Annotated in this window: 27 protein-coding genes and 1 pseudogene; 16 read left to right on the top strand and 12 right to left on the bottom strand. The window is 70.1% G+C overall.

Annotated features, from left to right (window positions below):
- Positions 1–96: 96 nt before the first annotated feature.
- Positions 97–1,422, bottom strand: a complete 1,326-nt coding sequence (locus tag ACFRMN_RS00780; protein ID WP_383011183.1) for a hypothetical protein — start codon at positions 1,420–1,422, stop codon at positions 97–99.
- Positions 1,423–1,639: 217 nt separating this feature from the next.
- Here ACFRMN_RS00780 and ACFRMN_RS00775 point away from each other — a divergent pair, with 217 nt between their 5' ends.
- Positions 1,640–2,638 carry a small ribosomal subunit Rsm22 family protein gene (locus ACFRMN_RS00775; RefSeq protein ID WP_383011180.1) on the top strand — a complete coding sequence of 333 codons (999 nt, stop codon included), beginning with the start codon at positions 1,640–1,642 and terminating at the stop codon, positions 2,636–2,638.
- A 150-nt stretch (positions 2,639–2,788) separates the two neighbouring features.
- Positions 2,789–3,760: a calcium-binding protein gene (locus ACFRMN_RS00770; RefSeq protein WP_383011177.1), complete on the top strand. Its 972-nt coding sequence runs from the start codon at positions 2,789–2,791 to the stop codon at positions 3,758–3,760.
- 62 nt (positions 3,761–3,822) lie between these two features.
- On the opposite strand, the gene ACFRMN_RS00765 is transcribed toward ACFRMN_RS00770, so the two are convergent.
- Positions 3,823–4,032: a DUF397 domain-containing protein gene (locus ACFRMN_RS00765; protein WP_383011174.1), complete on the bottom strand. Its 210-nt coding sequence runs from the start codon at positions 4,030–4,032 to the stop codon at positions 3,823–3,825.
- Entirely contained in the window at positions 4,032–4,862 is an 831-nt protein-coding gene (locus ACFRMN_RS00760; RefSeq protein ID WP_383011171.1) for a helix-turn-helix transcriptional regulator, read from the bottom strand. The genes ACFRMN_RS00765 and ACFRMN_RS00760 overlap by 1 nt, the downstream gene beginning before the upstream one ends.
- 116 nt (positions 4,863–4,978) lie before the next feature.
- On the opposite strand from ACFRMN_RS00760, the gene ACFRMN_RS00755 reads away from it, so the two are divergent.
- From ACFRMN_RS00755 to ACFRMN_RS00735, 5 genes are all read left to right on the top strand, one after another.
- Positions 4,979–5,134 carry a hypothetical protein gene (locus tag ACFRMN_RS00755; RefSeq protein ID WP_383011168.1) on the top strand — a complete coding sequence of 52 codons (156 nt, stop codon included), beginning with the start codon at positions 4,979–4,981 and terminating at the stop codon, positions 5,132–5,134.
- On the top strand, positions 5,121–5,330 hold the full coding sequence (locus tag ACFRMN_RS00750; RefSeq protein ID WP_383011165.1) for a hypothetical protein: 210 nt from the start codon (positions 5,121–5,123) through the stop codon (positions 5,328–5,330). Before ACFRMN_RS00755 ends, ACFRMN_RS00750 begins: the two co-directional genes overlap by 14 nt.
- Positions 5,331–5,496: 166 nt before the next feature.
- Positions 5,497–5,766, top strand: coding sequence for a hypothetical protein (locus tag ACFRMN_RS00745; RefSeq protein WP_383011162.1), 270 nt, complete (start codon positions 5,497–5,499; stop codon positions 5,764–5,766).
- A gap of 124 nt (positions 5,767–5,890) precedes the next feature.
- Positions 5,891–6,856: a helix-turn-helix domain-containing protein gene (locus ACFRMN_RS00740; protein ID WP_383011159.1), complete on the top strand. Its 966-nt coding sequence runs from the start codon at positions 5,891–5,893 to the stop codon at positions 6,854–6,856.
- The gene (locus tag ACFRMN_RS00735; protein WP_383011156.1) at positions 6,801–7,313 is read left to right on the top strand and encodes a hypothetical protein; all 513 of its coding nucleotides are present in this window, start codon (positions 6,801–6,803) and stop codon (positions 7,311–7,313) included. The genes ACFRMN_RS00740 and ACFRMN_RS00735 overlap by 56 nt, the downstream gene beginning before the upstream one ends.
- Before the next feature lie 61 nt (positions 7,314–7,374).
- Here ACFRMN_RS00735 and ACFRMN_RS00730 read toward each other — a convergent pair whose 3' ends face one another.
- Together ACFRMN_RS00730 and ACFRMN_RS00725 are read right to left on the bottom strand one after the other, a co-directional pair.
- Positions 7,375–7,608, bottom strand: a complete 234-nt coding sequence (locus tag ACFRMN_RS00730) for a hypothetical protein (RefSeq protein ID WP_383011153.1) — start codon at positions 7,606–7,608, stop codon at positions 7,375–7,377.
- A 35-nt stretch (positions 7,609–7,643) separates the two neighbouring features.
- A complete protein-coding gene (locus ACFRMN_RS00725; protein ID WP_383011151.1) occupies positions 7,644–8,027 on the bottom strand; it encodes a hypothetical protein in 384 nt (127 codons plus the stop codon).
- A 255-nt stretch (positions 8,028–8,282) separates the two neighbouring features.
- On the opposite strand from ACFRMN_RS00725, the gene ACFRMN_RS00720 reads away from it, so the two are divergent.
- The 5 genes from ACFRMN_RS00720 (at position 8,283) to ACFRMN_RS00700 (ending at position 12,961) form a co-directional block, all read left to right on the top strand.
- Positions 8,283–8,804, top strand: a complete 522-nt coding sequence (locus tag ACFRMN_RS00720; RefSeq protein ID WP_383011148.1) for a toxin-antitoxin system HicB family antitoxin — start codon at positions 8,283–8,285, stop codon at positions 8,802–8,804.
- An 89-nt stretch (positions 8,805–8,893) separates the two neighbouring features.
- On the top strand, positions 8,894–9,736 hold the full coding sequence (locus tag ACFRMN_RS00715; protein WP_383011145.1) for a DUF4097 domain-containing protein: 843 nt from the start codon (positions 8,894–8,896) through the stop codon (positions 9,734–9,736).
- A 78-nt stretch (positions 9,737–9,814) separates the two neighbouring features.
- Positions 9,815–10,843, top strand: coding sequence for an ATP-binding cassette domain-containing protein (locus ACFRMN_RS00710; RefSeq protein ID WP_383011142.1), 1,029 nt, complete (start codon positions 9,815–9,817; stop codon positions 10,841–10,843).
- A complete protein-coding gene (locus ACFRMN_RS00705) occupies positions 10,840–11,634 on the top strand; it encodes an ABC transporter permease (protein WP_383011139.1) in 795 nt (264 codons plus the stop codon). Before ACFRMN_RS00710 ends, ACFRMN_RS00705 begins: the two co-directional genes overlap by 4 nt.
- 133 nt (positions 11,635–11,767) lie before the next feature.
- The gene (locus ACFRMN_RS00700; protein ID WP_383011136.1) at positions 11,768–12,961 is read left to right on the top strand and encodes a hypothetical protein; all 1,194 of its coding nucleotides are present in this window, start codon (positions 11,768–11,770) and stop codon (positions 12,959–12,961) included.
- A gap of 25 nt (positions 12,962–12,986) precedes the next feature.
- On the opposite strand, the gene ACFRMN_RS00695 is transcribed toward ACFRMN_RS00700, so the two are convergent.
- A complete protein-coding gene (locus ACFRMN_RS00695) occupies positions 12,987–14,015 on the bottom strand; it encodes a hypothetical protein (RefSeq protein ID WP_383011133.1) in 1,029 nt (342 codons plus the stop codon).
- A 143-nt stretch (positions 14,016–14,158) separates the two neighbouring features.
- Positions 14,159–15,004: a dimethylargininase gene (gene ddaH, locus ACFRMN_RS00690; protein ID WP_383011131.1), complete on the bottom strand. Its 846-nt coding sequence runs from the start codon at positions 15,002–15,004 to the stop codon at positions 14,159–14,161.
- A 119-nt stretch (positions 15,005–15,123) separates the two neighbouring features.
- Between ddaH and ACFRMN_RS00685 the strand changes: the two genes are divergently transcribed.
- Together ACFRMN_RS00685 and ACFRMN_RS00680 are read left to right on the top strand one after the other, a co-directional pair.
- On the top strand, positions 15,124–15,759 hold the full coding sequence (locus ACFRMN_RS00685; RefSeq protein WP_383011128.1) for a TetR/AcrR family transcriptional regulator: 636 nt from the start codon (positions 15,124–15,126) through the stop codon (positions 15,757–15,759).
- A gap of 266 nt (positions 15,760–16,025) precedes the next feature.
- Positions 16,026–16,778: a bifunctional DNA primase/polymerase gene (locus ACFRMN_RS00680; protein ID WP_365970935.1), complete on the top strand. Its 753-nt coding sequence runs from the start codon at positions 16,026–16,028 to the stop codon at positions 16,776–16,778.
- 110 nt (positions 16,779–16,888) lie between these two features.
- Here ACFRMN_RS00680 and ACFRMN_RS00675 read toward each other — a convergent pair whose 3' ends face one another.
- From ACFRMN_RS00675 to efeO, 4 genes are read right to left on the bottom strand one after another with little or no spacing between them, the layout of a single operon-like run.
- The gene (locus tag ACFRMN_RS00675; RefSeq protein ID WP_383012001.1) at positions 16,889–17,842 is read right to left on the bottom strand and encodes a hypothetical protein; all 954 of its coding nucleotides are present in this window, start codon (positions 17,840–17,842) and stop codon (positions 16,889–16,891) included.
- On the bottom strand, positions 17,760–18,728 hold the full coding sequence (efeU, locus tag ACFRMN_RS00670; protein WP_383011125.1) for an iron uptake transporter permease EfeU: 969 nt from the start codon (positions 18,726–18,728) through the stop codon (positions 17,760–17,762). Before efeU ends, ACFRMN_RS00675 begins: the two co-directional genes overlap by 83 nt.
- Positions 18,729–18,756: 28 nt before the next feature.
- A complete protein-coding gene (gene efeB / locus ACFRMN_RS00665) occupies positions 18,757–20,097 on the bottom strand; it encodes an iron uptake transporter deferrochelatase/peroxidase subunit (protein WP_383011122.1) in 1,341 nt (446 codons plus the stop codon).
- 11 nt (positions 20,098–20,108) lie between these two features.
- Positions 20,109–21,257 carry an iron uptake system protein EfeO gene (gene efeO / locus ACFRMN_RS00660; protein WP_383011119.1) on the bottom strand — a complete coding sequence of 383 codons (1,149 nt, stop codon included), beginning with the start codon at positions 21,255–21,257 and terminating at the stop codon, positions 20,109–20,111.
- Between the two features lie 370 nt (positions 21,258–21,627).
- Here efeO and ACFRMN_RS00655 point away from each other — a divergent pair.
- Positions 21,628–22,353: pseudogene (locus ACFRMN_RS00655) on the top strand (HtaA domain-containing protein); the annotation flags it as partial.
- 182 nt (positions 22,354–22,535) lie between these two features.
- Positions 22,536–23,195: a PhzF family phenazine biosynthesis protein gene (locus ACFRMN_RS00650; protein ID WP_383011116.1), complete on the top strand. Its 660-nt coding sequence runs from the start codon at positions 22,536–22,538 to the stop codon at positions 23,193–23,195.
- 123 nt (positions 23,196–23,318) lie between these two features.
- On the opposite strand, the gene ACFRMN_RS00645 is transcribed toward ACFRMN_RS00650, so the two are convergent.
- Entirely contained in the window at positions 23,319–26,573 is a 3,255-nt protein-coding gene (locus ACFRMN_RS00645; protein ID WP_383011113.1) for a S8 family serine peptidase, read from the bottom strand.
- Positions 26,574–26,684 lie beyond the last annotated feature (111 nt).

Below are 26,684 nucleotides of genomic sequence, written 5' to 3'. Positions count from 1 at the left end.
CGCGGTCTGTCCGCGCCGGGGCTCTGTCCGCGCCGGGGCTCGCTCAGCCCCGGCGCGCTCTCTCAGTCCCGGCGCTCTCCCCGCCCCGGCGCCCGCTCAGTCCCGGCGCAGGTAGCCGATCAGATGCGGGCGGTCCTTCGAGTCCGTCCAGCGGAAGAGCCCGACCCCCGCCCCCTCCGCGCTGGGCAGCCGCACATTGGTCGCCAGGGCCTCGGGCGTGGCGGTCGTCAGGTCCACCTTGACCGGGTTGCCGCCGCCCGCCAGCGCGTCCGCCGTGTTGCGGGCGCTCACCGCGCCGTACGCCGTGCCGTCGTCCGACACGGTGGTCAGGGTCAGCGGCTGGGTGCCGTCCGTCTCCTCGAAGCAGTACGCCTTCTTCTCGTCCAGGTCGAAGGCGAGCCGCCCGGCGATCAGGTAACGGCCGTCGGGAGAGGCGATGAGGCGAGGGTCATCGGCCGGGGTGATGGCCGGCTTACGGCACCGCACCTGCGCCACGGCCTTGCCGGTCGCCGCGTCGTGCACCGCCCAGACCTCGTGCGTACGGGCGTCCGGGGCGCCCTTCTTCTTCTGCCACTTGGCGAGGACGTAGCCGCTCGCCATCGAGGCGGGCACACCCGAGGCGGTGTCGGTGTCCTTCGGCGCGCCCTGCCGGCTGAACCAGCCGCCGCGTACCCAGAACTCCTTGGCCCCGCTGACCAGCAGCCCCTTCTCGGTGACCCCACGCACCTCGGTCAGCTTGCGGCACTCCTTGCAGCCCTTGGGGTAGCCGAGCGAGCCCGGCGGGACCTTGACCACCTCGGCGGTCGCCGGATCGATCACCGCGCTGGTGGCCTTGCCGTCACTGATCAGGATGGCGGGCCCGGCGGCGCTCACCTTCGGCGCGTCTGCCCAGGGAGTCTCGACCCGCTGGCGGGAGCCGTCGGCCGCGTTGTAGATGTCGAGGGAGACGATGGAATCGGCGGGGCGCAGCGCGTCCGTGTTGAGTTTCCCGTACGACCAGGTGACGAAGTACTCCTGGTCGCCCTTGGTGACGGACAGCAGCCGGGGGAACCGGTCGGGGGAGAACAGCGGTCGCCAGGGCGCCCCGTCCCAGCCGCGCTGCCCGGTCTCGGGGTCGAGCGTCCGCAGCCGGAACCGGTCCGAGCCGACCCGCTCCAGATAGGCGAGACGGTTCGTGTCATGGGCGAGGGCGGCATCGGGGGAGCCGCCGACGATCTCCCAGCCGCGCTCGGTGTCGTACTCGGCGGGAACGCTGAGCCGAGGCGCCCGGTCCAGGACGTTCGACACCGGCTTCTCGGCCGCGCCGTCGTCCTTCGTGCCGGCGGCCTTGTTTCCGCCTCCGCCGCAGGTGGCGAGCAGGAGCAGCAGTGCCAGCACGACCACCCCGCCGACGAGGATCATACGGACGATCCGCTGTCTCATGGTCCCCGTGCTGGGCGGCCGGTACTGTCTCACGCGCAGTCTCATGTGTCCCCAGTGAGAGGGCTACGGGGTAAGGATCGCCAGCGTAGCAACTGCTTCTGTGCCCCTCGCAGTTCGATCCGCGCACCCGGGCGCGCTGTGTCCGTTTCCCGGTCCGGGGTGCCCGCTTGTCCTCCCGGTGGCGCCCGCTGCCCGTCTCCGGGCCTAAAATTCGTTGGTGAACGCCACCCTCTCCACCGCCGAAGCGCTGCGCGCCGCGCTCGCCGGACTCCTCGACGGGCTGCCGCCCAAGCAGGCCGCCCAGGCCGTCGACCGGCTGATCGCCAACTACCGGGGCACCACCCCGACGGACGCGCCCGTGCTCCGGGACCGGTCCGATGTCGCCGCGTACGCCGCGTACCGGATGCCGGCCACCTTCGAGGCGGTACGGGCCGCGCTGGACGCACTGGCCGACGCGGCGCCCGAGTGGGCGCCCGAAAGCCATCTCGATGTGGGCGGCGGCACGGGCAGCGGGGTCTGGGCGGCGGACGCGGTCTGGGCGGAGGGCGGTGATTCCCGTACCACCACGGTTCTGGACTGGGCGGAACCCGCGCTGGCCCTGGGCCGCGAACTGGCCGCCGCCACGGACGCGCCCGCGCTGCGCGCCGCCGAGTGGCGCCGGGCCAGGATCGACGCGGCGCTGAAGCTGCCGGAGAGCGATCTCGTGACGGTCTCGTACGTACTGAACGAACTCACCGAACGCGACCGCACCGCACTCGTCGCCGAGGCGGCACGAGCCGGGCAGGCCGTGGTGATCGTGGAACCCGGTACGCCCGACGGCTATCTGAGGATCATCGAGGCCCGCGATCAGCTCATCGCGGCGGGCTACCGAATCGCCGCCCCCTGCCCGCACGATGGCGCCTGCCCGATCGAACGGGGCACGGACTGGTGCCACTTCGCGGCGCGGGTCAGCCGCTCCTCCCTGCACCGCCAGGTCAAGGGCGGCTCACTGCCGTACGAGGACGAGAAGTTCAGCTATGTCGCGGCGGTCCGCTTCGACGCGCACCCGGCGCCGGCCCGGGTGACGCGGAAGCCACAGATCCGCAAGGGCCAGGTGCTTCTGGACCTGTGTACGAGGGATGACGGCCTGCGCCGCGAGACGGTCACCAAGCGCCACGGCACCCAGTACCGAGCGGCGAGAAACACGGAGTGGGGCGACGCCTGGCCGCAAGCGTGACTTCGAGGACCCGCCTTGGGGCGCCCCGCGCGTGGGTTGCCTTCCGGTGTTCTCCAGTGGAACGCGAGGCAGCCCGGGAGTGACATGTTCGCCCCGGGCAACTGAAGTGCCGTCTCGACACAACCGCCGTCGCGGCGCCGCTGTCTAAGCGTGTGGTCCGGGACAACGACCGACCGCACCCGACTCGCCGCCCACAGCGGCGACGACGGCTTCACCGGCGCCGACGGCGCCAGGCATGACCACTACAGCTCCGAGAAGGGTCACTTCCGCATGCGTAAGCACGGAATCATCGCCGCCGCCACCCTCGCCCTCGCCCTGAGCGGGGCCGTATTAGCCGCACCCGCCGCCCAGGCGGACACGACAGCCGTGACGGGCCCGGCGACCTTCGTCCACGACGACGGCGCGCTCTGGTACAAGGCCGCCGACGGACAGACGAACCACGTGAAGGTCTCCGTGGAGGACATCGACGTCGACCCCTCCGACTTCGGGTCCGATTACCTCATCACCTTCCATGACCAGGTCGAGATGGCCATCGACGCGTCCGCGAGCGAGTGGGACGACTGCGTGTACCCCTCGGCGACCGATCACACCGTCGTCCAGTGCACGATCGCCGCCCCGCTGGGCTCCGACGACTCGACCACGTACGAGGTCGACCTCGGCGACGGCGACGACACGGCGACGATCACCTCCGACAGCAGCGCCATCGCCGCGATCCACGGCGGCTCGGGCGACGATGTCCTCAAGGGCACCGGACAGAACCAGTTCAACGGCGGCGACGGCAACGACCGCATCGACGGCGGCAACGGCCTCGGCGCCGACGGTGGCGCCGGCGACGACATCCTCACCGGCGCCTGCCAGTACATATGCCGGGGCGGCGCCGGAAACGACTCCGTCACCGGAACCGGCGAGATCAACACCCTGTTCGGTGACGACGGCAACGACATCCTGCGCGCCGGCGGCGACAACGACGAGGTCTACGGCGGCAAGGGCAACGACAAGCTGTACGGCGAAGCGGGCAACGACACGATGTACGGCAACAGCGGCGACGACGTGCTGTACGGCGGTCCGGGCAACGACACGCTCTCGGGCGGACCGGGCAAGAACAAGGTGTACCAGGACTGAGAGCACTGAGAGCCGGGCCGTGTCACCCGTGGGGGAGCACCGTCCCCTCACGGGTGTGCCGGTTACTGGGTGGGGCGTGCGGCGAACGCGACGAAGTCGTTCCAGGCGGTGGGGGTGAGCAGGAGGACGGGGCCGGTGGGGGACTTGCTGTCGCGTACGGGGACGATGCCGGAGGAGGCGAAGGTGCGGGTGAACTCGACGCACTCGCCGCCCTGGCCGCTGCTGTAGCTGGACTTCTCCCACTGTGCGCCGGAGAGATCGAGTGTGCTCATCAGGTCCAGTCCTCCATTACCTTGCGCAACATGACGACCGACTCTTCCGGACCGAGCGCGTCGGCTCGCAATCGATCGTAGAGCACGCTCGCATCTTTCACGGTCTTCCGGGAGTCGGTCACATGGCCTGCCCCCAGCGTCTCTTGGTAGAGCATGTCGGGCTCATCGTCGGTGAACTTCAGCAGCGTGAAACCCAAGTGCCAGGACATGGCCCCTGAACTGAACGGGAGCACCTGAAGGGTGAAGCGAGGAGACTCCGCTTCCTTGATCAGGTGTGCCATCTGCTCAGCCATCACCGCCGGACTGCCGACCACACGCCGTAGGCAGGACTCGTCCAGGACGACCCAGACCAGCGGGGGATTCTCGCGCTCCAGTACCTGACGACGCTTCATTCGTAGCCCAACCCTGACAGCGATGTCCTCCGGGGTGTCGGTCGGATTCGCCTTTCGGAAGACGGCCTGAGCGTACGCCTCGGTCTGCAACAGACCCGCTACCAGCCCGTTGCTGAAGTTCAGGGTTGCGGACGCCTGCCGTTCGAGCAAGACGTACGGCTCGAACCAGTCCGGATAGCCGCCCTTCTCCGCGCAGCGGTCCCGTAGCCGGGCGAACGTACGTGGCGTACCGAAGACTTGGTCGCAGCCGGCGGCGAACTCCGGGCTCGCCATCCGGTCTCCCGCCTCCACCTTCGCCACGTACTGCTGCCCGTACCGCGCCGGTGCGCCCACCTCCCGCTGGCTCAGCCCTCTGGCCAGCCGCCACTCCCGTACCTCGTTGCCGAAGTAGGCAGCTCCACTGACCGGTCCCACCGGCCCTTTCCGTTCGTCCGCCATGCCTCTTTCTCCTTCACCCCAGGCCCGTTGACGTGCGTTCAACCCTGTTCGGCGAAGGCACGCATGCCGAATCTTGAACACACACAGTAATGCCACGACGACGGAGGGGTGCAGCAATGGCAGAGAGGGAAGCACCGGCCTCGGCCACCGAGGACTGCGAGGTGGTCGTGCTGACCCCCGAGTGGGTGCCATGGGAATTCGCTGAGCCGACACCGGAGTTGGCGCGGCGCGTGGAGCGCGGACTGCGGAGGCTGGCCGATGAAGCGAAGTGAGGCGCGCAGGCGTCTGTCGCTGATGATCGCCGCGTACGGGGTGGACGGTTCGCTCGTCGTACCGAATTCCGTGTACGACGCCAGCGCCGAGGGCGCGGACCTCGCTCCCGGGGACGCGCTCAAGTGGCCGCCGTGCGCCTGCGGTCACCCGTCGTGCCCTGACTCGGCACCCCGCCCCGGCGAGGACGAGCGATGACCGTATACCTACCGGCACTTGAGCCGACTCCCGCAACCGGGTGCGACGTGTGCGCGGCGCTCTGCCGACAGCGCGAGGAAGCGCGAGCCGTCGGCGATGGCCGCATGGTGCGCGACTGGAACGACGAACTCCGCAATCACCCGCATCGCCGCGCGGAGGACTGGAAATGAGCCCTCTCGCGCGCCCGCGCCCGCGACCGCTTCCGGTGTCGCGGCCGGGACCTGGCGAACTCCGCGTCGGGATGGCGGTGTTCGACCGTCACTACGACATGCCGGCGGAGATCACCGGCTTCGCCGGCCCGATGGTCCTCCTGACACGCCCCACCGGCCTCCGCTGGCGGGTGCACCACATCTCGCTCCGCCCCGCCACGCCGTACGAGGAACGCCAACTCCTCGCTCTCGCGGCCCTCCACAGAACACGCCTGAGGGGCCGCTGAAGCCGTTCTATGCGACTTCGTGACTTGAGCCGCGCCCGCCTTGTAGTGCGGGTGACACCGTCCGTAACTTTCTGAGCACACAGACCGGAGGAGGTCCGAGTGGAAGAACTGCGGGTGATGGCAAGTGCGGGAACGGCGAGTGCCCGACCGTGTACGCCACACCAGAACCCGGCGGACATTGACAAGTATCTCGCATGGCGGGATCTCGCCCTGGAAAGCGCAGTACCGTTCAGTGCCCATAGAACCTGAAAAGCGAGTACGCGAGCGGAGAGATCTGGCGGAGGCCCTTCGGGGCCTTCGTCGTGCTTCCGGTCTGAGTGGCGAGCGGTTGGCGCTTCGCTGCAACATGAGTCAAACGAAGATCAGCCGTATCGAAACAGGCAGAGCGCTTCCGACGGTTCTGGACGTCGAACGCATCCTCAAGGCGCTTGCCGTACCCAATGAAGTCGCCGAGGAGATTCTTGGTTTGACCCGTAGGGCGAACGTTGATTACGTGTCTTGGCGCGCGCACGCGAGGGTCGGCCTCTACCACAAGCAGGCGGAGCTGAAAGCCCTTGAGTCCTCGGCGCGTGTGATACGGCATTTCTTGCCGGCCGTTCCCACGGGCCTGCTTCATGTCCGTGAGTATGCGACGGAGACACTGTCGCCGACCGTCGTCGGCGACCCGAAGAGGGACGTCGCGCGAGCGGTACAGACACGCCTGGACCGTCAGGCCATCCTGGAGGACACGTCACGGTCCTTCTGGTTTCTGATGACTGAACAGGCTGTCAGGTGGCGGCGTGTGCGTGCCGAGACCATGGCGGCCCAGTGCGCGCACATGGCCCAGGTCAACGGGAAGCCCAATGTGGAGATTGGGATCATTCCCGAAGTGGCGCAGGTTCCGGGCACCCCGATGAATGTCTTCGTCGTGTATGACGACCGTTTGGTGACTGTCGAACTGTTCTCCGGTGAAGTAGTGCTGCGCGATCCGAGAGACATAACCCAGCACCTGAATCTGTTCGATCTTTTTTGGTCGCACGCGCTAACGGGTGGTGATGCCTCCGCCTACTTGGAAGAGGCGTCAACCAGGTTTATGCGTCAACGCGACTAGCGACGAGGAAGGTCTGCGGCGGCCACCGCATCCCGACCCGCCCCCGGCCGCAGCATTGGGCGACGGGGAACGGTCGCGGCTACAGGAGCGGTACCGAGAGGTTGTGGCCGAGTTCCCGCGATCCAATCTGCCGCCCATCGAGACGGCGCACTGGCTGATGAAGTCCAGGACTTCCGTCCTGGGTACCTGGGAGGAGCCGAAGGAAGCGGCGGCCTGGCTCGGCGACCGACTGGTTGAATTCGCGCCCCGCTTCGACTCGCACGCGGTCCGGGACACCACGCACCTGAGCATGCTCGTCAACTCTGCCGTCGAACGGCTCGGATGGGGTGGTGACGTGTCCATGGGTATCTACCTCGAACGTCCCTCGTTCCTGTCCCTGGCGCTGGTGACGTGCTCCCCGAACCGTTCGGTTCCTGAACTGGTCTGCCCTCGCCGACTGGCGAGTGACGGCCTGTGAGCCATCCGCACGTCGATCGGGTCCGGCGGAATCCCTGACGTCAACCCGACCGACTCCCTGCTCAGCTGATGCTCGTCCCCTGATCGGGCCACCGTGACGCCTCTTCGCGCAGGGCGTTGATCTTGCGCGAGGCCTTGAGGAAGGCGTAGTCGATCTCACCGTCCATGGGGCGAGACCTGTGACTCTTGACGTCCACCAGAAGCCGACGGGGCGGTTCGTCGGTGTCGAAGCCGAAGACGTATTCGACGGAATCACCTGTCTCGGCGACCTTGCGGAAATATACGAACGAGGCCATCACCACTCATCTTCCAGGTCTCGCAGGCAGGGTAGTCACGGCGTCGCCGCGCGGAAGAGGGTGAGGAGGGCCTGAGCCGGCGGACTGTCCGCGTCGAAGAACTGCGTGGCCGGCGTGGGTGGGACGGCTGTTCCGTGCATGCGGATCTCGTGGCAGTTGAAGCAGAACGCCGCCTCGAACAGGGCCAGTTCGAGGGAGTTCTCATAGGCGCGAACGCTCCAGCCCGGAGAGAAGCCACAGCGGTGCTGTTCGCCGCTTGGCAGGCTCCCGATCAGGGCCAGGGCGTTGGACGCTTCGTTCCCGGCCCAATGGGCGACCACTCTGCCGGGGTACGGGGCACCTTGCTTGGTCGGGAGGGCGGAGATCCGTACGACCTCGATCAACGCGGTGGCGGCCACGGCTTCGGCGGGGAGACGCATGAGCACAGTCTCCCGCCGAACTGCTCCCGCCGAACTGCTCCCGCCCAACCGCTGTCGGATCAGACGGCGATCGGTAGTGGCGCCACGTGGTGCCATCAGTGGTGCCAGAGAGACCCAAGGCTCCATGTGGTGCCGCATTGACGCAACTCGGTGTCGGCATGTTTTCGCAGGTCAGGGTCGTTGGTATGGCCTCGGCGCGCAATCACTCCCCTTGTGGGGTTGCGTGTGGCGCCATGATAGTGCCACTATGGCGTCATGGACCTCACGCCGTATGTCGACAACCTCCGCCGCGAACTCGCGGTGGCCGCCGAAGCCGGTGGCGAAGAAGCCCGCGAGCTGGCCGAGCGGCTTACCGCTCCTCTGGAGTCGGCGACCCGGCTGACGATGCTCAATGTGCTCTCCGCCGCGATGGACGAGATCACCCGCGATCTCGCCCCCGGCTCGGTCGACGTACGGCTGCGCGGGCTCGACCCCAGCTTCGTGGTGACACCGCCGCCCACCTACGGCGGCGATGCCCCCGCGGAACCGGCCGCGACCGTCGAACACCTCAATGCGCCGGCCCCGGCGGACGCCGACGAGGGCAGCACCGCCCGCGTCAATCTGCGTCTGCCGGCCCACCTCAAGGCCCGCGCCGAGGAGGCCGCGGCACGCGAGGGCCTGTCGGTCAACGCGTGGCTGGTGCGCACCGTATCGGCCGCGGTCGACGGCGGCACCCGGCCGCGTACGACGGAGAAGACCCGGACCGTCGGACAGAGCATCACGGGCTGGGTGCGCTAGCCGCGCCCGCGCCCGCGCCCGCACGACTTCATCCCACACCACGTCCCACCAGCGGGGACGCCCCGAAGACCCAAGAGAACGGGACAGCCATGCCTTCTTTCGACACTCCCGAACCGATTTCGGTCACCGCCTACGTGTACGCCGGTTCCATCCAGTTCACCGCGGGCGACCGCCCCGACACCGTCGTTGAGGTGCGGCCCCGCGACCCGAAGAAGGACCTGGACGTACGGACGGCCGACCAGACCGAGGTCGCCCACGCGAGCGGCACCCTGACCGTCACCACGCCCAAGGCCAATCTGCTCGGGCGCGGCGGCACCGTCGACGTGACGGTGGAACTGCCCACGGGCTCGAACATCGACGTGACCGGCGCCGGGGCCAGGGTGCTCGGCGAGGGCCGGCTCGGCGAAGTCCGTGTGACGACTTCGGCGGGTGACGTCCGACTCGACACGACCGGCCCGCTGCACCTGAAGGCGTCGCACGGCTCAAGCACCGTCGACCGGGTCGAGGGCGCGGCCGAGATCATCAGCAGCACCGGCAATGTGCGTGTCGGCCTCGTAGACGGCCCCGCCGTCCTGAAGAACTCGCACGGCACCACGACCGTCGGCGCCGTGACCGGCGAGCTGCGGGTGAACGGCGCCAATGGTGCCATCGACATCGCGCGCGCCGAGGCGTCGGTCACCGGCACCACCACCAACGGCGTCCTGCGCGTCGCCGAAGTCGCTCGCGGCGACGTCCAGCTGGAGACCTCCAACGGCTCCATCGAAGTCGGTATCCGCGAGGGCACCGCCGCCTGGCTCGACGTCAGCTCCAACCGCGGGCAGGTACGCAACGCGCTCGCCGCGTCCGAGGCCCCGGAGGAAATCGAGGACACCGTCAAGATCCGCGCCCGGACCAACTGGGGCAACATCGACGTCCGCCGCGCCCGGCCCTGACCCGCTCCATCTCCTCTCGGATCTCCTTACAGCCAAGTCCACTTCACCACTCACCACGCCTTCGAATGGGAGGGCTCCATGCCTTCTTCTGTCATGCCCACGCCCAGGCAGGGGGACGGTCACCCGTCGCCGGCCGCCGTCTCCACCGTCGGTCTGCGCAAGTCGTACGGGGACAAGCTCGTCCTCGACGGTATCGATCTGCGGATCCCGGCCGGCACCGTGTTCGCACTGCTCGGGCCGAACGGTGCCGGCAAGACCACCGCCGTGAAGATCCTGTCCACACTCATCTCCGCCGACGGCGGGCAGGCCCAGGTCGCTGGTCACGACGTCGCCACAGCGCCGGACGGTGTACGCGCCGCGATCGGCGTCACCGGGCAGTTCTCCGCCGTCGACGGGCTGATCACCGGCGAGGAGAACATGCTCCTCATGGCGGACCTGCACCACCTGTCCAAGCGCGAGGGGCGGCGAGTCGCCGCCGAACTGCTGGAGCGCTTCGACCTCACCGAGGCCGCGAAGAAGCCCGCCTCCACCTACTCCGGCGGCATGAAGCGGCGCCTCGACCTCGCGATGACGCTGGTCGGCAACCCGCGGATCATCTTCCTGGACGAGCCGACCACCGGCCTCGACCCGCGCGCCCGCCACAACATGTGGGGCATCATCCGCGGCCTCGTCTCCGACGGCGTCACCGTCTTCCTCACCACCCAGTACCTGGAGGAGGCCGACGAACTCGCCGACCGCATCGCCGTGCTCAACGACGGCAAGATCGCCGCCGAGGGCACCGCCGAGGAGCTGAAGCGGCTGATCCCCGGCGGACACGTCCGGCTCCGCTTCACCGACCCGGCGGCGTACCAGTCCGCCGCCTCCGCTCTGCGCGAGACCACCCGGGACGACGAGGCACTGTCGCTGTCCATCCCCAGCGACGGCAGCCAGCGCGAGCTGCGCTCCCTCCTCGACTGGCTGGACGCGGCCGGCATCGAGGCGGACGAACTGACCGTGCACACCCCCGACCTCGATGACGTCTTCTTCGCCCTGACCGGCCCGGCCAACGTCCCCAACCAGGCCAACGTCCCCAACCAGCCCAACCAGCCCAAGGAGAACGTCCGATGAGCGCCCTCTCCCTCGCCGTACGCGACTCGAACACCATGCTGCGCCGCAACCTCCTGCACGCCTGGCGCTACCCGTCCGCGACCCTGAACCTGCTGCTCACGCCGATCATGCTGCTACTGCTCTTCGTCTACATCTTCGGCGACGTGATGAGCGCGGGCATCGGCGGCGGCGGAGCGGACCGCTCCGAGTACATCGCCTATATCGTCCCGGGCCTGCTGCTGATGACCGTCGGCAGCACCGTGATCGGGGCCGCGGTGTACATCTCCATGGACATGACCGAGGGCCTCATCGCCCGCTTCCGCACGATGGCGATCTACCGAGGCTCGCTGCTCATCGGGCACGTCGTCGGCAGCGTGCTGCAGTCGATCGCCAGCGTGGTCCTCGTCGGCGCCGTCGGTGTGGCCATCGGCTTCCGCTCCACCGACGCCACGGCACTGGAGTGGATCGCGGCGTTCGGGCTGATCACACTGTTCGCCCTGGCGCTCACCTGGATCGCGGTCGGCATGGGGATGGCCAGCCCGAACCCCGAGGCGGCCAGCAACAGCGCGATGCCGCTGATCCTCCTGCCGCTCATCTCCAGCGCCTTCATCCCCGCCGACACGATGCCGGGCTGGTTCCAGCCGATCGCCGAGTACCAGCCGTTCACCCCGGCCATCGAAACCCTGCGCGGCCTGCTGCTCGGCACGGAGATCGGCGACAACGGGTGGATCGCGCTCACCTGGTGCGTCGGCCTGATCGTGCTCGGCTACTGGTGGTCCACGTCGCTGTTCAACCGCGATTCCACGCGCTGAGCACCGGAACACACCAGCGCGGGGTGCTCACTCACCGGCGGGGAGTGAGCACCCCGCCCTGGTGTGTTCCGGCGGCGTTCGTCGGCAAGGACCCGACGGGGCCCTGAGCACCGGCGGTCGCTAGTCTGCCCGAATGCGTAACGGGGGCAGTGACACGAGCAGCGACACGAGCAGCGACACGAACAGCGACAGCGGCGGTCTGTCGCACCGGCTGAGGAAGCACTGGCCGCTCGCCCTGGGGGTGGCGGTCGTAGTGCTGGCGGGCGCGGTGGTGATTCCGCTGGCCGTCGCCGACGGTGACGACGAGTCCTGTTGGCGACTGCCCGCCTCGGCGCGAGCCCTCGCCGACGACCCGGCGGCGGCCACGAAGGCCCTCGACCCCGGTGGCGAGGTCGCCCGCCTCGGGGCCGCGAAGGAACTACTGGCGCATGAGAGGGTGTGCGGCGACGGCGCCCGTGTGCTGGGCCGCATCGTGGACGGGGCGACCCGTTCCACGGGACCCGGCGAGCCGCACACCACGGCGCAGGCCGGAAGCGCCTACGCGGTGGCCTCCGCGCTCCACGACATCGAACTGCCCGCGGGGCTCGCGCCGGGCGTGGCCCGGATGCTGGCCGAGCATGTCGTGGACGCCGGGCGTGAGGACCGTTTCGACGATCGCGCGAGCGGCCTCGTGGTAGCTCCCGAAGAGGTACGGCTCGACGAGAACGGTTATGTGTGGCTCGGTCGCTTCCTCGCCCCCGGCGAGGCGCACGCCGCTTTCGAGTACGCCTACGATCTCGCGGACGCGGAAGCCGACATCGAGTTCCTGGTCGCCGAACTCGCCCAGGACCCCGAGGCGTTCGCGATCCTCTACGACGCCCAGCGTGCCTACCTCGCGCACTACCTGGAGCGGCTGACCGACGACGGCGGCGACCCCGCCTTCCGCGCCTCGCCCGACAAGGATCGGTACGACTCGGACGCGACGACCTGGACCGGCAACGATCTTGAAGACCTGGCGAACCGGGTCGGTGACCTCATGAAATACCGTGCCAGCTACGCCAGGGACGGAACGATTCCCGATCTCGCCGCCTTCGACGCGTCAGTGCGTTCCCACACCCGGGGGGCGTTCCGTCCCGCGTCGGAGCGGCTGGACACCCGGCCGCCGATGGGCGACATCGCCCGCCGGCCGGTCAGCGGGCCGGTGCGCGGTGATCTGATGGACGGACGGCACCAGCTGTTCACGGTGCTGGACAGCTGGGCGGCGGAACGGAACGTACCGTCGCAACGCGCCCGTGAGATAAGGCAATCGATGGATGACGCGTATGTCCGCGCTCTCTGGCTGAGGTAGTGACGTCGCGGGTCCCACGACGACGTCAGAAGGAGAAGCGCAGGCCGGAGCAGCCACGCCGGCTCACCTCATCCTCCGCGAACCGCGTGAACATCCGCTGCCGCGCCGCCTTGTCGACCCCCGGAGTGTCATCGGACGTGTCGAGCGCGTAGTTGGCGGCCTCGCCGCCGCAGCGGGCGGTGGCCGTCATGGAAAGGCGCTCGTACTGGGAGTTCAGGGAAGTGAGCCGGTTGCTCCAGTCGCCGTACCAGGAGACGAAGACCATCCGGGACACCTGCTCCCCGGACTCCCCGTCCCCGTAGAACAGGTCGCATCGCCCCGTGGGGGCCGAGCGGTTCGTGCCCACGTCCACCCGCCAGTCCGCGCTCTCGGCCGGCCCGGACCCGGTCACCCACCCGCAGGCCGTGTCCTTCGCCTCCGACAGCGGCACCGTCTTCCGATCTTCCTCGGGGCCGGCCAACGCGACGTCCCGCTTCGGGGCCTCAAGGGGCTTCGCGCCACAACCGAGCCTTTCCGAAGCCGAGTTGGTGAGCGCGACGGCCGTACGGTACGCGGCTCCCGGGACCTCGCTGTTGACGTCGCGGCCCATCCGGGTGTTCACCAGAAGCTTGCGCTGTCTGCCTTCGCTGTCCTTGCCGAGATCCGGGCAGTCCAGCAGGAGCTGGATGGCGCCGTACTGGCCGACAAACCCGGGCAGTCCGTCGGGCAGCGGAGCCTGCCCGTTGAATCCCGCCTGCGGGAAGAGGGCCATGAACTCCCGGTCCTGGTCTTCCCGCCGGGTGTACGCCTCCATCTCGACGAACCGCTTGTCCCGCACCTCGTCGCCCTCAAGGGTGAGGCGGCACCAGTAGGAGCCGAGCCCGTCGATCTGCCGGGACTCCTCGGACTTCAGCCGTGAGTCCGCCGGTGTGAGCCGTTCCACCGCGTCTTGGGGCAGCGCCCCGTCGCAGGCGTTCCTGGCCAGCCTCCAGTCCTGCACATAGGGCGCGGCGACATACCCGCCCACGCCCAGGATCACCGCAGCCGCCACCGATACCTTGATCCAGCGCCGCATCCGCTCCCCGCCCCCGTCGTCCCAACATCACCCGGGACCCTACTCGTTGCCGTCGAAGCCCTCGCGTGCGACCTCGGGAGCAACGCACGGCTCGGTCCCTCCCCGGCGCCTTTCCGTCCCCCCTCCCGTGCCCCTCCGTCCCGTCAGGCGCGTAGCTCCTGCGTGCAGCACTTCACGCTGCCACCGCCCTTGAGCAGTTCCCCGAGGTCGATGCCGAGCGGTTCGAACCCCCGGTCGCGCAGCGGGGCGAAGAGCCCGGCGGCGCTCTGCGGCAGCAGCACATGGCGGCCGTCGCTCACCGCGTTCAGCCCGAGCGCCGCCGCGTCCGGCTCGTCGGCGATGAGCGCGTCGGGGAAGAGCCGGGCGAGTGCGGCCCGGCTGCCGGGGGAGAAGGCGTCGGGGAAGTACATGATCTCGTCGGCCGCCTCGTCCAGCACACACAGGGCCGTGTCCAGGTGGTAGTAGCGCGGGTCGACCAGATCCAGACCGATCACCGGCCGGCCGAAGAACTCCTGCGCCTCGTCGTGCGAGAGCGGGCTGGACCGGAAGCCGCGCCCGGCCAGCAGATAGGTGCCGGTGACGGCGAAATCGCCCTCGCCCTCATTGATGTGCACCGGTTCGCGGATGTCGGCGTAGCCATGGGTACGGAACCAGCGCAGATGCGCCGCCGCCTCGCCGTGCCGCTCCTGATGGGCGAAGCGGGCGCCGAGGACGCGGCCGTCGATGACCGTGGCGCCGTTCGCGGCGTAGACCATGTCCGGCAGCCCGGGATCGGGGTCCAGCAGCGAGACGCTGTGGCCGAGCGCCGTGTAGCGGTCGCGAAGGTCCTCCCACTGGGCCAGGGCCAGCGGCAGGTCCACCGGCTTCGCCGGGTTCATCCAGGGGTTGATCGAGTACGTCACCGCGAAGTGGTGCGGCGGGCACATGAGATAGCGGCGGGGGGAGGCGTCACGAGGCAAAGGGGGCTCCTCACGAGCTGCGGGGCACATGTGGTGTGCGTGAGGCCATGGTCCGCTCCAACGGGCCCGCGCGCTGTCAACCGTTCGGGTGGTTCCGTACGCGGCGTACGAGACGATACGTCCCGCCTCATCGGTTGTAGATTGAGGCCATGGCTGACAGCAGGGCACCCGACTCCACCCGGCGCAGTGAGCGTTCGCGCCGGGCGATCTATGACGCGGCCCTCGCCCTGGTGAGCGAGGTCGGTTACGGCAGGACGACGATCGAGGGCATCGCGGCCCGCGCCGGAGTCGGCAAGCAGACGATCTACCGCTGGTGGCCCTCCAAGGGCGCCGTACTGCTGGAGGCGTTCCTCGACCTCGGCGACCAGGCGGCGCGCGAGGCGGACGGCGGCGAGGGCATCCACGAGATCCCCGACACCGGCGATCTGGAGGCGGACCTCAAGCTGGTCCTGCGCGCCACGGTTGACGAGATGAACGACCCGAAGTACGACGGGCCCTCCCGCGCGCTCGCCGCCGAGGGGATCGTCAACGCCGAGCTCGGTGTCGAATTCGCCAGCAAGATGCTCGAACCGCAGCTCCAGCTCTATGTGAAGCGGCTGCGCGCCGCCCAGGACGCCGGGGAGGTACGGCAGGACCTCGATCCCCGTATCGCCCTGGAGCTGCTGGTCGGTCCCGTCGCCCATCGCTGGCTGCTGCGGACGCTCCCGCTGACGCACGCGTACGCGGACACGATCGTCGAGTACGCGCTGCGCGGACTGGCCCCGGGGCCGCCCGCGCGGCACTGAGTGCCACAGCACGGCGCCCGCGCGCGGAGACGTCCGAGCGCCGGGGGGCGCGCGGGGGCGCGTCGATGCATACGGGGCGGGTGTGCTGAATCCCACCGCTTCCGGAGGCCCCGCACGAGGCCGCATACCGCCGCATAAGCCGTGAAAACCCCCTCGCTGAGGGACGGCTTCCCATACCCCGGTGGGGGCTCCCGGCCACCCGGGGAGCAGGATGGTGGGACCATGGGGAGAGTCCGCAGGGACGAGCATGAGGTGTGAGGGGATAGATGGGCGACGATTTCGGCCGCTACCGCGGCACGGAGAGCAGGATTCCCCAGTGGCTGCGCAGGCGCCCCAAGAAGAGCGCCGGCGGCTCCGCGTTCGACGGGGACGTGGCAGGCCGGGAAGCGCTGCTGCTCGCTGTCGCGGAAGCCGGTATGCCCGTCTCGCCCGCCGCGCACCCCGTCGGCTACCGATGTTCCTGTGAACGGATCGGCTGTCCCACCCCGGCCAGGCACCCCCTCTCCTTCGCCTGGCAGACCCAGTCCACGACCGATCGCGCACAGATCGAGCGATGGGCGCGCAACCAGCCCGAGGCCAACTTCATCACCGCGACGGGCATGATCCACGACGTACTCGACGTGCCGCTCGAAGCGGGCAGCCGGGCGCTGGAGCGGCTGCTCGAACAGGGCATCGACGTCGGTCCCGTGGCGGACTCCGGCGGCGACCGGATGCTCTTCTTCACCGCGACCCGTGGCACCCCCGAGGACGAGGACGAGTGGTGGCCCTGTGAGCTGGACTGCCACCCCGAGACGATGGACGAGCACCCGGGGCTGCGCTGGCACTGCCGGGGCAGCTATGTGCTCGTACCCCCGGCCCAGTTGCCCGGCGAACTGTCGGTGCGGTGGCTGCGTGGCCCCGAGCACCCGCTGCCGGATCCGCTGACGCTGCTGGAGACCCTGACCGACGCGTGTGCGCGGTACGCGGGGGAGAACGGCGAGCTGGACCCGCACGCGGTGGCCTGGCCGCTGGGCCGCTGACAGGCTGACGACACGACACGAGGCGACACGAGGCGGCACGGCACGAGGCGGAGGCGGGGCCCCGGCCGGCCGGGACCCGCGCGACGGGGCCCGACGGGGCCCAGCAGGGCCTACGAACCCTTCGCGGCCGTGACCCCCTGAAGGCGGCTCGCCACCTCCACAGCGGGCGTGTCAGCCCCGGCGCGCGGGACCAGCGCCACCTGGCTGGACACCCACTCCTTGGTGACCGTGTTCCGTATCTCGCCCGTCAGCAGCGCCTTCACATCCGGGTTCACCGGCGGCGTGACATTCTTCGCACCCGTCTGCCGCTCGAAGTACCGCGAGGCGAAGAAGACCAGCGCGCCGCCGTCCTTCGTCGCCAGCCCCAGCGGGGCGAAGTCGCCCTCGGCCAGCGGCTGGTCGACATACTGCGTGACCAGACCGGGCAGCCGCGCGTTCTTCTCGCGGGCCTCCCGCCAGCCGTTCGTGTGCGGTCCGTCCGCGAAGGTCTTCCCCGTACCGTCGCGCAGATACGAGGCGTACGCCGCGCTCAGCTTCCGCGGCGCCACCGCCAGCGCCTCGCTGTCCGGCGCCACCGGTTCGCCCCAGCCGTCCTTGTCGGTCGCGAAGTCCGGGACCGCGTTCGCGGCCAGGATCGTCAGATACGGCACCTTCCACCGCTCGTCAGGGCCGTTGCGTACGAAGACCAGCACCCAGCGCGTGTCCTGCGGGCCGCCGTTGTCCACGTCGCGGTTGCTGTCGGTGTTCGCGACGAACCAGCGCGGCCAGCCCGCCTTCTTGGGAATCGTGAACGTCGCGTCGGTCAGCTCCAGCGGCTGATGCTGCGGGTTGCCGTCCGGGCTGGTGATGCTGCGCGCCTTGAGACCGGCCTGGTTGATCGCGCCCAGCGCGCCGGTCACCCGGCCCGCGTCGAGCGCCGGATCGTACGCCTTGTCCGCCGCGTTGTACGCGTCGGTGAAATCCTTCAGCGCCCGCGAGGCCTCACTCCGGTCCGCCGACGGGAGTACCGCCAGCTCCCCGTGCACCGTCACGCATCCGCTCGCCGTCAGCGACAGCACCGTCACCGTCGCGAGCCCCGCCGCTGCCCGAATCGGCCTTCCCCGCCTGCTCATCGGCCGCCTCTGCTCCTTGACCCCGACTGACCGGGCCCAACCCTACCGGCGCCAGGAACAGCGCGAGCGTCGGGACCAGATACACGCACCAGACGATGACTTGAAGGACCGTCGGGTCCGGCTGGAAGTTGAAGACTCCCTTGAGCAGCGTGCCGTACCAGCTGTCCGGCGGGATCGTCGTGCTGATGTCGAACGCCTTGCTGGACAGGCCGCCCAGGAAGCGCGCCTCCTGGAGGTCGTGGACGCCGTACGCGAGCACACCGGCCGCGACGATCACCAGCATCCCGCCGGTCCAGGTGAAGAACTTGGCCAGATTGATGCGCAGCGCGCCCCGGTAGAAGAGCCAGCCGAGCACCACCGCGGTGGCGATACCGAGCAGCACACCGATCAGCGGCGCGTGGCTGCCGTCGGAGGAGGCCCGTACCGACGCCCAGACGAACAGCGCCGTCTCCAGCCCCTCCCGGCCCACGGCCAGGAACGCCGTCACGACCAGCGCGCCCGTCCCCATCCGGAGCGCCGCGTCCAGCCGGCCGTGCAGCTCCTTCCGCAGATGCCGCGCCGTACGCCGCATCCAGAAGACCATCCAGGTCACCAGCGCCACCGCGAGGACCGACAGCGAGCCGCCCAGCGCCTCCTTCGCCTCGAACGTCAGCTCCTGCGAGCCGAATTCGAGCCCGAAGCCGAAACCGAGCGCGATGACGACCGCGACGCCGATCCCCAGCCAGACGGGGCGCAGCGCGTCGCGCCGCTCCGTCTTGACCAGGTACGCGACCAGGATGCAGACCACGAGACTGGCCTCAAGGCCCTCGCGCAGACCGATCAGATAGTTTCCGAACACGCCGGAACTCCCTTTCCGATATCCGATATCAGGAGATCAGGGCCCGGCCCCACCAGTCGTCCGTGTCCCGGACGCCCGGCGGGATCGCGAAGACCGCTGAACCCACGTGCTGGATGTACTCGTTGAGCGCGTCGGAGCGCGCCAGAGACCGCTGTACGGGGATGAACGCGTCCCGTACGTCGCGCTGGTACGCCAGGAAGAACAGCCCCGCGTCGAGCCGGCCGAGGCCGTCCGTACCGTCCGTGAAGGAGTAGCCGCGGCGCAGCATCCGGGCCCCGTGGTGGGAGTCCGGATGTGCCAGCCGTACGTGCGACGTCGGCAGCATCGCCTTCAGGTTGGGCTTGTCGTGCTCGCGCGCCTTGCCGACCGCCGCGCCCTCGCCCTTGTCCCGGCCGAAGACGTCCTCCTGCTCCTGGAGGGAGGTGCGGTCCCAGGTCTCGATCCGCATCGAGATCCGGCGGGCCACCAGATACGAGCCGCCCGCCAGCCAGCCGGGGCCGTCCGCGTCCGGCACCCAGACGTGCTTGTCCAGGGCGGCGGTGTCCGTGCCCGCGATATTGCTGGTGCCGTCCTTGAAGCCGAAGAGGTTACGGGGGGTCTGGGCGCCGGGCGTGGTCGACGACGTCTTGCCGAAGCCGAGCTGCGACCAGCGCACCGCGACCTTCCCGAAGCCGATCCTGGCCAGATTGCGGATCGCGTGCACGGCGACCTGAGGATCGTCCGCGCACGCCTGGACACAGATATCCCCGCCGCCGCGCGCCGGATCGAGGTTGTCACCGGGGAACTTCGGCAGCTCGACCAGCGCGGCCGGGCGCCGCTCCGCCAGCCCGAACCGGTCCTCGGCGAAGAGGCCGGGACCGAAGCCGACGGTGAGCGTGAGCCGCGACGGCTTGAGGCCGAGCGCCTCGCCGGTGTCGTCGGGCGGGGCCTCGGGGAGACCGCCGTACGCGCCCTCGCCGACCGCGTGTCCCGCCGTCATCCGCTCGGCGGCGCGCGTCCAGTCCTTGAGCAGCTGGACCAGCTCCGCGCGGTCCCCGGTCGTCACATCGAACGCGGCGAAGTGCAGCCGGTCCTGGACGTCGGTGGCGATCCCGGCCTGGTGGCGGCCGTGGAAGGGGACCGCCGCGCCGGACTCGGCGGCGGACGCGGCGCTGTCACCGTCCCGTACGCCACCGTCCCGTACCGCCGCCATGGCGCCACCGGCCGCGGCGGCGCCGAGCGCGAGCCCGGCACCGCCCCAGCCGAGCAGCGCGCGGCGGGACGGCGGGGCCGGTGCCTTCGCGTCGTGCGTCCCGTCCGTCTTCCCGTCCGTCTTCCCGTCTGTCTTCTCGTTCGTCTTGTCGCCATTCGCGCTGTTGTCGGAGAACATGGGGCGCGGCCCTACTTGACGACGACGACGGCGGCGGCGAGCTTGGAAAGCGGCTCGGCCAGCGCGTTCACACCGTCCGAGAGCTCCTTGCGCTCCGCCTTGCCGACCTTCTCGTACGAGGTGAAGGTGTACGGGTCCGCGCCCTCGCGGTAGGCGTCGAGCAGCTTGTTCAGCGCGGCGAACCGCTTGTCCAGCTCCGTCACCAGCGCCGCGTCGTTCTTCGCGGCGACCGGCTTGAGCAGTTCGTACGAGTGCTGCGCGCCCTCGACATTGCCCTTGAAGTCGACCAGGTCGGTGTGGCTGTAGCGCTCCTCCTCGCCGGTGACCTTGCCCGCGGCGACCTCGTCAAGGAGCTCCTTGGCACCGTTGGCCATCGAGGTCGGGGTGATCTCGGCCCTGCCGACCCGCCGCTGCCAGTCGGCGAGGTCCTTGTCGAGCGCGTCCGCGAGGGCCTTGGCGTCCGGGCCGAGCTTCTTGTCCTGCCAGAGTTCCTTCTCCAGCCGGTGCCAGCCCGTCCACTTCTGGCCGGTCTCCAGGCCGTCGGCGCGTACGTCGACCTTCGGGTCGATGTCGCCGAAGGACTCGGCGACCGGCTCGGTGCGCTCCCAGCCGATACGGGAGGGCGCGTACGCCGTCCTCGCCGCTTCGAGGTCACCGGCGCGCACGGCGTCGGTGAAGACCTTGACCTTCGGCAGCGTCTCGTCGGCCTGCGTCTGCACGTACTCGCGGTACGCGGCGACCGCGGCGTCCATCTCCGGGCTGCGCTCGGCGGCGGCGGTGCCGCCGGTGACCGTGACCTTCTGGCGGATGCCGTCGCCCTTCATACCGGGCTTGCAGGCGATCTCGTACGAACCGGCCTTCACCTCGGCGGTGATCCTGGCCTTCGTACCGGGGCCGATGTTCTCGCGCTCGGTGACGATCCGGTCGTCGGGGAAGAGCAGATAGACCTCGGTGACCTTGGTGCCCTTGTTCTCGACGGCCAGTTCCACATGGCCGGCCGGGAACTCCTTCTTGGACACCTCGCAGGAGTCGTCCGCGGCGGTGACCTGGACGGCGCCGTCGCCGGCCTTCGTGTCGCTCTTCTCCGCGCAGCCCGTCACGGCGGTCAGGGCGGCAACGGCCGCGGTGGCGGTGACGACGGAGAGACGGACGGGTCGCATGCGGGCTCCACGATGGCTGGGATCGGATGAGGAAGGATCGGACGGGAGGACGGCTGAAGTACGGAGCGAAGTACGAGGGCGAGGCGGCCCTAACTTAGCTGAGCCTTACCTGTGCTGTGACCTCTTGCGCAGTGATTCGGCTCTCACTCCTTCCGCCCGGAAACGAGCAGGTCACGGTGGCCACCCGGGCATCCCAAGAACAGGTCAAGCGCGGGTCAAGAAGTGGTTCGTTCGGCCGGGGCTTTCGCGGGGAAGGGTTTCCGGCACAGGCTGGAGACAGCCGCGGTTGGCCTTACCTCGCTCGCCGGGCCCGGGGCTGTTCGGTGTCCGGGTCCGCCGTCCCTGCCCGTCGGATGTGGGAGTGACCCAGATGCTGTCCTTCAGACCCGTGCGCGCCTTCGTCGTCGCGCTGCTCATGGCGCTGCCGGTGGCCCTGCCGCCGGCCGCCGGGGCGCAGGCGGCCGACCGTACGGTGCGGGGCGGCCGGCTCGACTGGGGCATCAGTTCGTCCTTCCTCAGCTATGTCTCGGGGCCGATCGCACAAGGCAGTTGGGCGCTCACCGGGGGCGCGGCCACGGTGGGCAGCCAGTTCCGGTTCCACTCGGCCACCGGCGCCTACGACCCGGACACCGGCGCCCTCAAGGCCGGCTTCTCCGGCGGGGTCCGGTTCGTCGGTCACCTCAAGGCCGACGGCAGCCATGAACTCGATCTCACGATCAGCCGTCCCACCGTCCGGATCTCCGGCGGCAGCGGCACGCTCCACGCGGACATGACGGGCAGGTCGAGGGGAAGCGACAAGGTCACCTCGGCCTCCCAGGTCCCGCTCGCCACCCTCGATCTCTCCGGGACCGGGATGAGGGGCGGCGCCGGTCCCGTCGTCCTCACCCGCGTCCCGGCGACGCTCACCGCACAGGGCGCGGAGACCTTCGGCTCCCTCTACGCGGCCGGTACGGCGATGGATCCCGTCTCGCTGGCCGTCGCCGTCGCCGTCGACAAGAAGGCCGAGCTGCCCGCGCTGCCCGACCTGGGCGGCGACGCCTCGCCCTCCGCGGCGCCGGAGGCCACGGCCGCCAACGGGCGGGCCACGGACGCCGCGTCCTCCTCTTCGTCCTCGTCGTCCGCCGGTGCGGGGGCGTACGCGGCGATCGGCGCGGGTGCGCTCGTCGTCGCGGCTGTCGCCGTCGCGGCCAAGCGGCGCCGTACCGGCCGGAAGACCGCGTAACCGCGCCCCCGGCGACGCGGGATCCGGCCGCTCAACGGCGGTGCTTAAATGCCTGCGTGACTGACATCGACGTACTCAGCGTCTTCTGCGGGGCCGACGGCCGGCACGGCAATACGCTCGGTGTCGTCCGCGAGGGGCGTCACCACCCCGACCGGGCGGCCCGGCAGGCCATCGCGGCCCGGCTCGGCTACAGCGAGACGGTGTTCGTCGACGACCCCGAGCGCGGTGTGGTCGACATCTACACGCCGGGGCTGCGGCTGCCCTTCGCCGGGCATCCGCTCGTCGGCGCGGCGTGGCTGCTGGATCTGGAGACCGTGAACCCGCCCGCGGGCGAGGTATGGGTGCGCCAGGACGGCGAGTTCACCTGGATCACCGCCCGCCCCGAATGGGCGCCGCCGCGCACGCTGCGGCAGTACGCCTCGGCCGCCGAGGTCGACGCGCTGCCCGCCCCGCCGCCGGGCGAGGGCTGGCTCTATGCCTGGGCCTGGGAGGACGAGGCCGCCGGCCGGGTCAGGGCCCGCGCCTTCCCGCGCCGTGACGACGGCATCGCCGAGGACGAGGCGACCGGCGCGGCGGCGCTGCTGCTCACGGCGGAGCTGGGCCGTGCCCTGAACATCACACAGGGCCGCGGGTCGCAGTTGATCACGGCCCCCGGCCCTGACGGATCGATCGAGATAGGCGGCCGGGTGCGGCTGCTTACGGCCCGCACGCCGTAGCCGGGACCCGCAAACCCCGTAGGCCGGGACCCGCAAACCCGTGGGCCGGGATCCGCAAACCCCGTGGGCCGGAAGCGGCGCCCGCACGGCCGCCTGTGGGACGGGCCGTGCGGGCGCCGAGCGTCACTTCGTACGGTAGGCGTCGATGATCGTCTGGGAGAATGCGTTACCGTCCCGGTCCCTGACGTCGGCGCGGAAGGAGACCGTGCCGCCGGCGGACGGGTTGTTGACGGTCACCGCGCCCTTCCGTACGACGAGCCGGTGCCATGTCGTGCCGCCGTCGTAGGAGACGGACACCTTCAGCGACGCGAGGTCGCGCCCGGCGGCCGATCCCTGGACGGTGACCGGCACGGACTGCCTGACACCGGCGGTGGCCGTGGAGTCGAGGCCCAGTTCCGGGGCGTAGCGGACCACGCTTGCCGGGACGGCGACGCTCCTTGACGAGTGGGACGAGATGAACTCGGCCTGCCAGGTGACGGTGGAGCTGACCGGCGAGACACCGGATGAGGCCCGGCCCACGGTGGTCACCAGACGGTACCGCGCCTTATCGGCGGGCAGTTGGAAACTGGCGGCGTCCAGGACGTCGTCGGCGGTCGCGTACTTCTGGCCGTTGCGGTAGAGCGTGGTGGACGCCGAGTCCGCGTCGTACACGCTCCCACCGCCGTGGCCCGCTCCGTCGGCGAAGGGCTGGATCGCGCCGGTCAGTGTGTCGCCGTCCCGGACCAGCCCCAGGCCCTGCCCCTTGCCGAGCGCCGGGCCGAACACCCCGGTGTTGACGGTCTCGGTATAGCTCTTGCCGCCGCGGTACGTCCTGTCGGGAATCCTGTACTCGGCCAGGGCGGTCCTGGAGTCGGCCGAGAGCTGCTGGGAGTACTCGCTCCAGCGGTAGCCCCCCTGGAGGTACACCGTCCTCGTGTTCGGCAGGTCGGAGTAGAAGCCCACCGTGCCCGCCCCGATGTCCGGCGCCGCGGTCCAGTTCAGTCCGGTGGCGCCGGTGACGGGCGACCCCTGCCGTACGGTGAGCTCGGCCAGGTCCGCCGAGGTCACGTGCTGCGTATGGCCGGTGTAGAAGGCGTCCTTGAGGGTGTCCGCGAGGTGGTACTCGCTTGGGCCGTTGGACCAGTGCGACAGGAAGTGCGAGGTCAGTTCGCCGGGTGGCGCGGGGGCACCGATCTGCGCGGTGCGGCTGTCGGCGAGATCCGTCCCCAGCCCGAGGCTGGTGGTCGTCTCCGTTCCGTGCGCCTTCACCGTGGTGACCATGAACGAGGAGTATCCGACGGCCTTCGGGTCCGGCAACGACACGTCGATCGGCTTCGCCAGCCGGGCGTCGATCTCGATGGTCATGTCGCGGTCGACCGTCAGCTTCGGCGCGACGAGGTAGTCCAGGCCGAATCCACTGGTGCCGTCCCTCGTGAAGGTCTTGCCGACGGCCGTGTAGTCGCCCGCGGGCACCCGCGCCGTCGCCGTGCCGTTGTCCCCTCTGAACAGCTCGTAGGCGTCATTCCCGATTCCGGTCAACGTGGCGGCCCAGTCGAACGGGCCGGGCGTCGAGCCGTCTCGCGCGGTGGCCTTGAAGGTGACGTCGTAGGACTCCGCCGCGCGGTCGAGCCCGCCGACGCTGCGGACGGTCTGGCCGCCGCCGGTCGCGGTGACGGTGAGGCTGTAGGCGCCCGCGGCGTCACCGCCGACCCGGGTGTCCGCCGTGACGTCGACGGCGGCGGTTCCGCCGGCCGGGACGGTGATCCGCTGGGCGCCGAGGGTGAACAGCCCCTCGGGGGCGGCGGCTCCCGCCGTGTCGGCGCCGACGGCGGACACGTCGAGTGTCACCGCCTGGGCGCCGTCGTTCCGGTACGTGATCGTCCTGGTCATCGGCTCGTCGTCGGTGTGCGGCCACAGCGCGCGGCCGAAGTTCAGCGAGACGGGCTCCGCGACGACGCTCTGCGCCGTGGCCCGGGTCAGGTCGATCCGCCCGCTGCCCTGCTCGTACGTGCTGTACTCGCCGGGCTCGGCCGAACCGACCAGCGCGGACTTGATCTGCCGGCCGCTCCAGTCCGGATGCCGCTGGGCGAGCAGCGCCGCCGCGCCCGCGACGTGCGGGGTGGCCATGGAGGTGCCGCTGATCGTCACGTAACCGGGCGCGGGATGCGGGGAGTTCGGCATGGTGCCCGCGGCCGACGCCGCGGTGATGTTCACGCCGGGCGCGGTCACGTCGGGCTTGGCGCCCCCGTCCTCCAGGCGCGGCCCCCGGGAGGAGAAGGACGCGAGCGCGTCCTTCTTGTCGACGGCCCCCACGGTCAGCGCGCTGTCGGCGACGCCGGGGGTTCCGATGGTGGTGTCCCCCGGGCCGGAGTTGCCCGCGGCGATGACGAACAGCGCCTGGTCGGACAGCGCGTCGACGGCTTCTTCGAGCGGGTCGGTGCCCAGCTTGTCCGGGGCGCCGAGGGACATGTTCACGACGTCGGCGCCCTGTTCGACCGCCCACTGCATCCCGGCGATGATGTCGGAGTTGAGGCCGGAACCGGCGGTGTTGAGTACTTTGCCGATGACCAGGTCGGCGCCCGGAGCCACGCCCCGGTAGCTGCCGCCGGACGCGGCGCCGGTACCGGCCGCGGTCGACGCCACATGCGTGCCGTGCCCGTTGTGGTCCTGGACGTCCGCCTCGGCCGTGAAGTTGCGCTGGGCGACGACCTTGCCGCCCACATCGGCGTGATCGGTGTCGATGCCGGTGTCGAGTACGGCGATCTTCACGCCCGTCCCGTCGTAGCCCGACTTCCACACGTCCGGTGCGCCGATCTGCGGCACACTCACGTCAAGCGCCGCCGTCGCCACGCCGTCGAGCCGGATGGAGGCCACGCCCGGGGCCAGTTCGCTCACCCCGGCGGAGGTGCTGGTGAGCGAGGACCACGCCCCGGCCGCCTCCTTCGGGCGCAGGACAAGCGCCTCGCCGTCCACCGAGGAGAGATCCGTGACGGATGTGCTGGTCTTCTGGTGCAGTCGCGTCCGCGCGGCCGGGTTCTTCGCCGCGTACGCGACGAGCACCGGAGTCCCGCCGTCCGCCAGGGCGTCGTACTCGGGACGGTTCAACTCGGCCGTGTCGAAGAGCGACAGGTCGAGGCGCCCCTCCGCGATCAGCGGTTCGACGTCCGAGGGGATCACGTAGGTGTGCCCGTCGGTCTCGCTGATCTGGACGGGCAGGGAGGCCCGGCCCTTGGCGGGTGCCACCCCGATGACGTCGCCGCCCTCGTCCAGCAGCACCTGGTCACCGGTGATCAGGGTGATCTGATCAACCGCGGTCGCCGCAACCGACGCCGCTGTGCTCCCGGTTGGGCTCCTGGTGTCCGCGACGGCCGACGGTGCGCCGGCGAGCCCCCCTGTCATCCCCGTCGTCAATGTCACGGCCGCGGCCAAGGCGATGGCGGCAGGTCTGATGCGTCTTCTTCTCAGCACTATCGGTGCTATCGGCACGATCGGCCCTGTCTGTAGGCGTGG

This window comes from Streptomyces sp. NPDC056835, from assembly GCF_042789485.1.
GTDB lineage: Bacteria > Actinomycetota > Actinomycetes > Streptomycetales > Streptomycetaceae > Streptomyces.
This window is presented reverse-complemented; position numbering and strand designations above follow the sequence as displayed.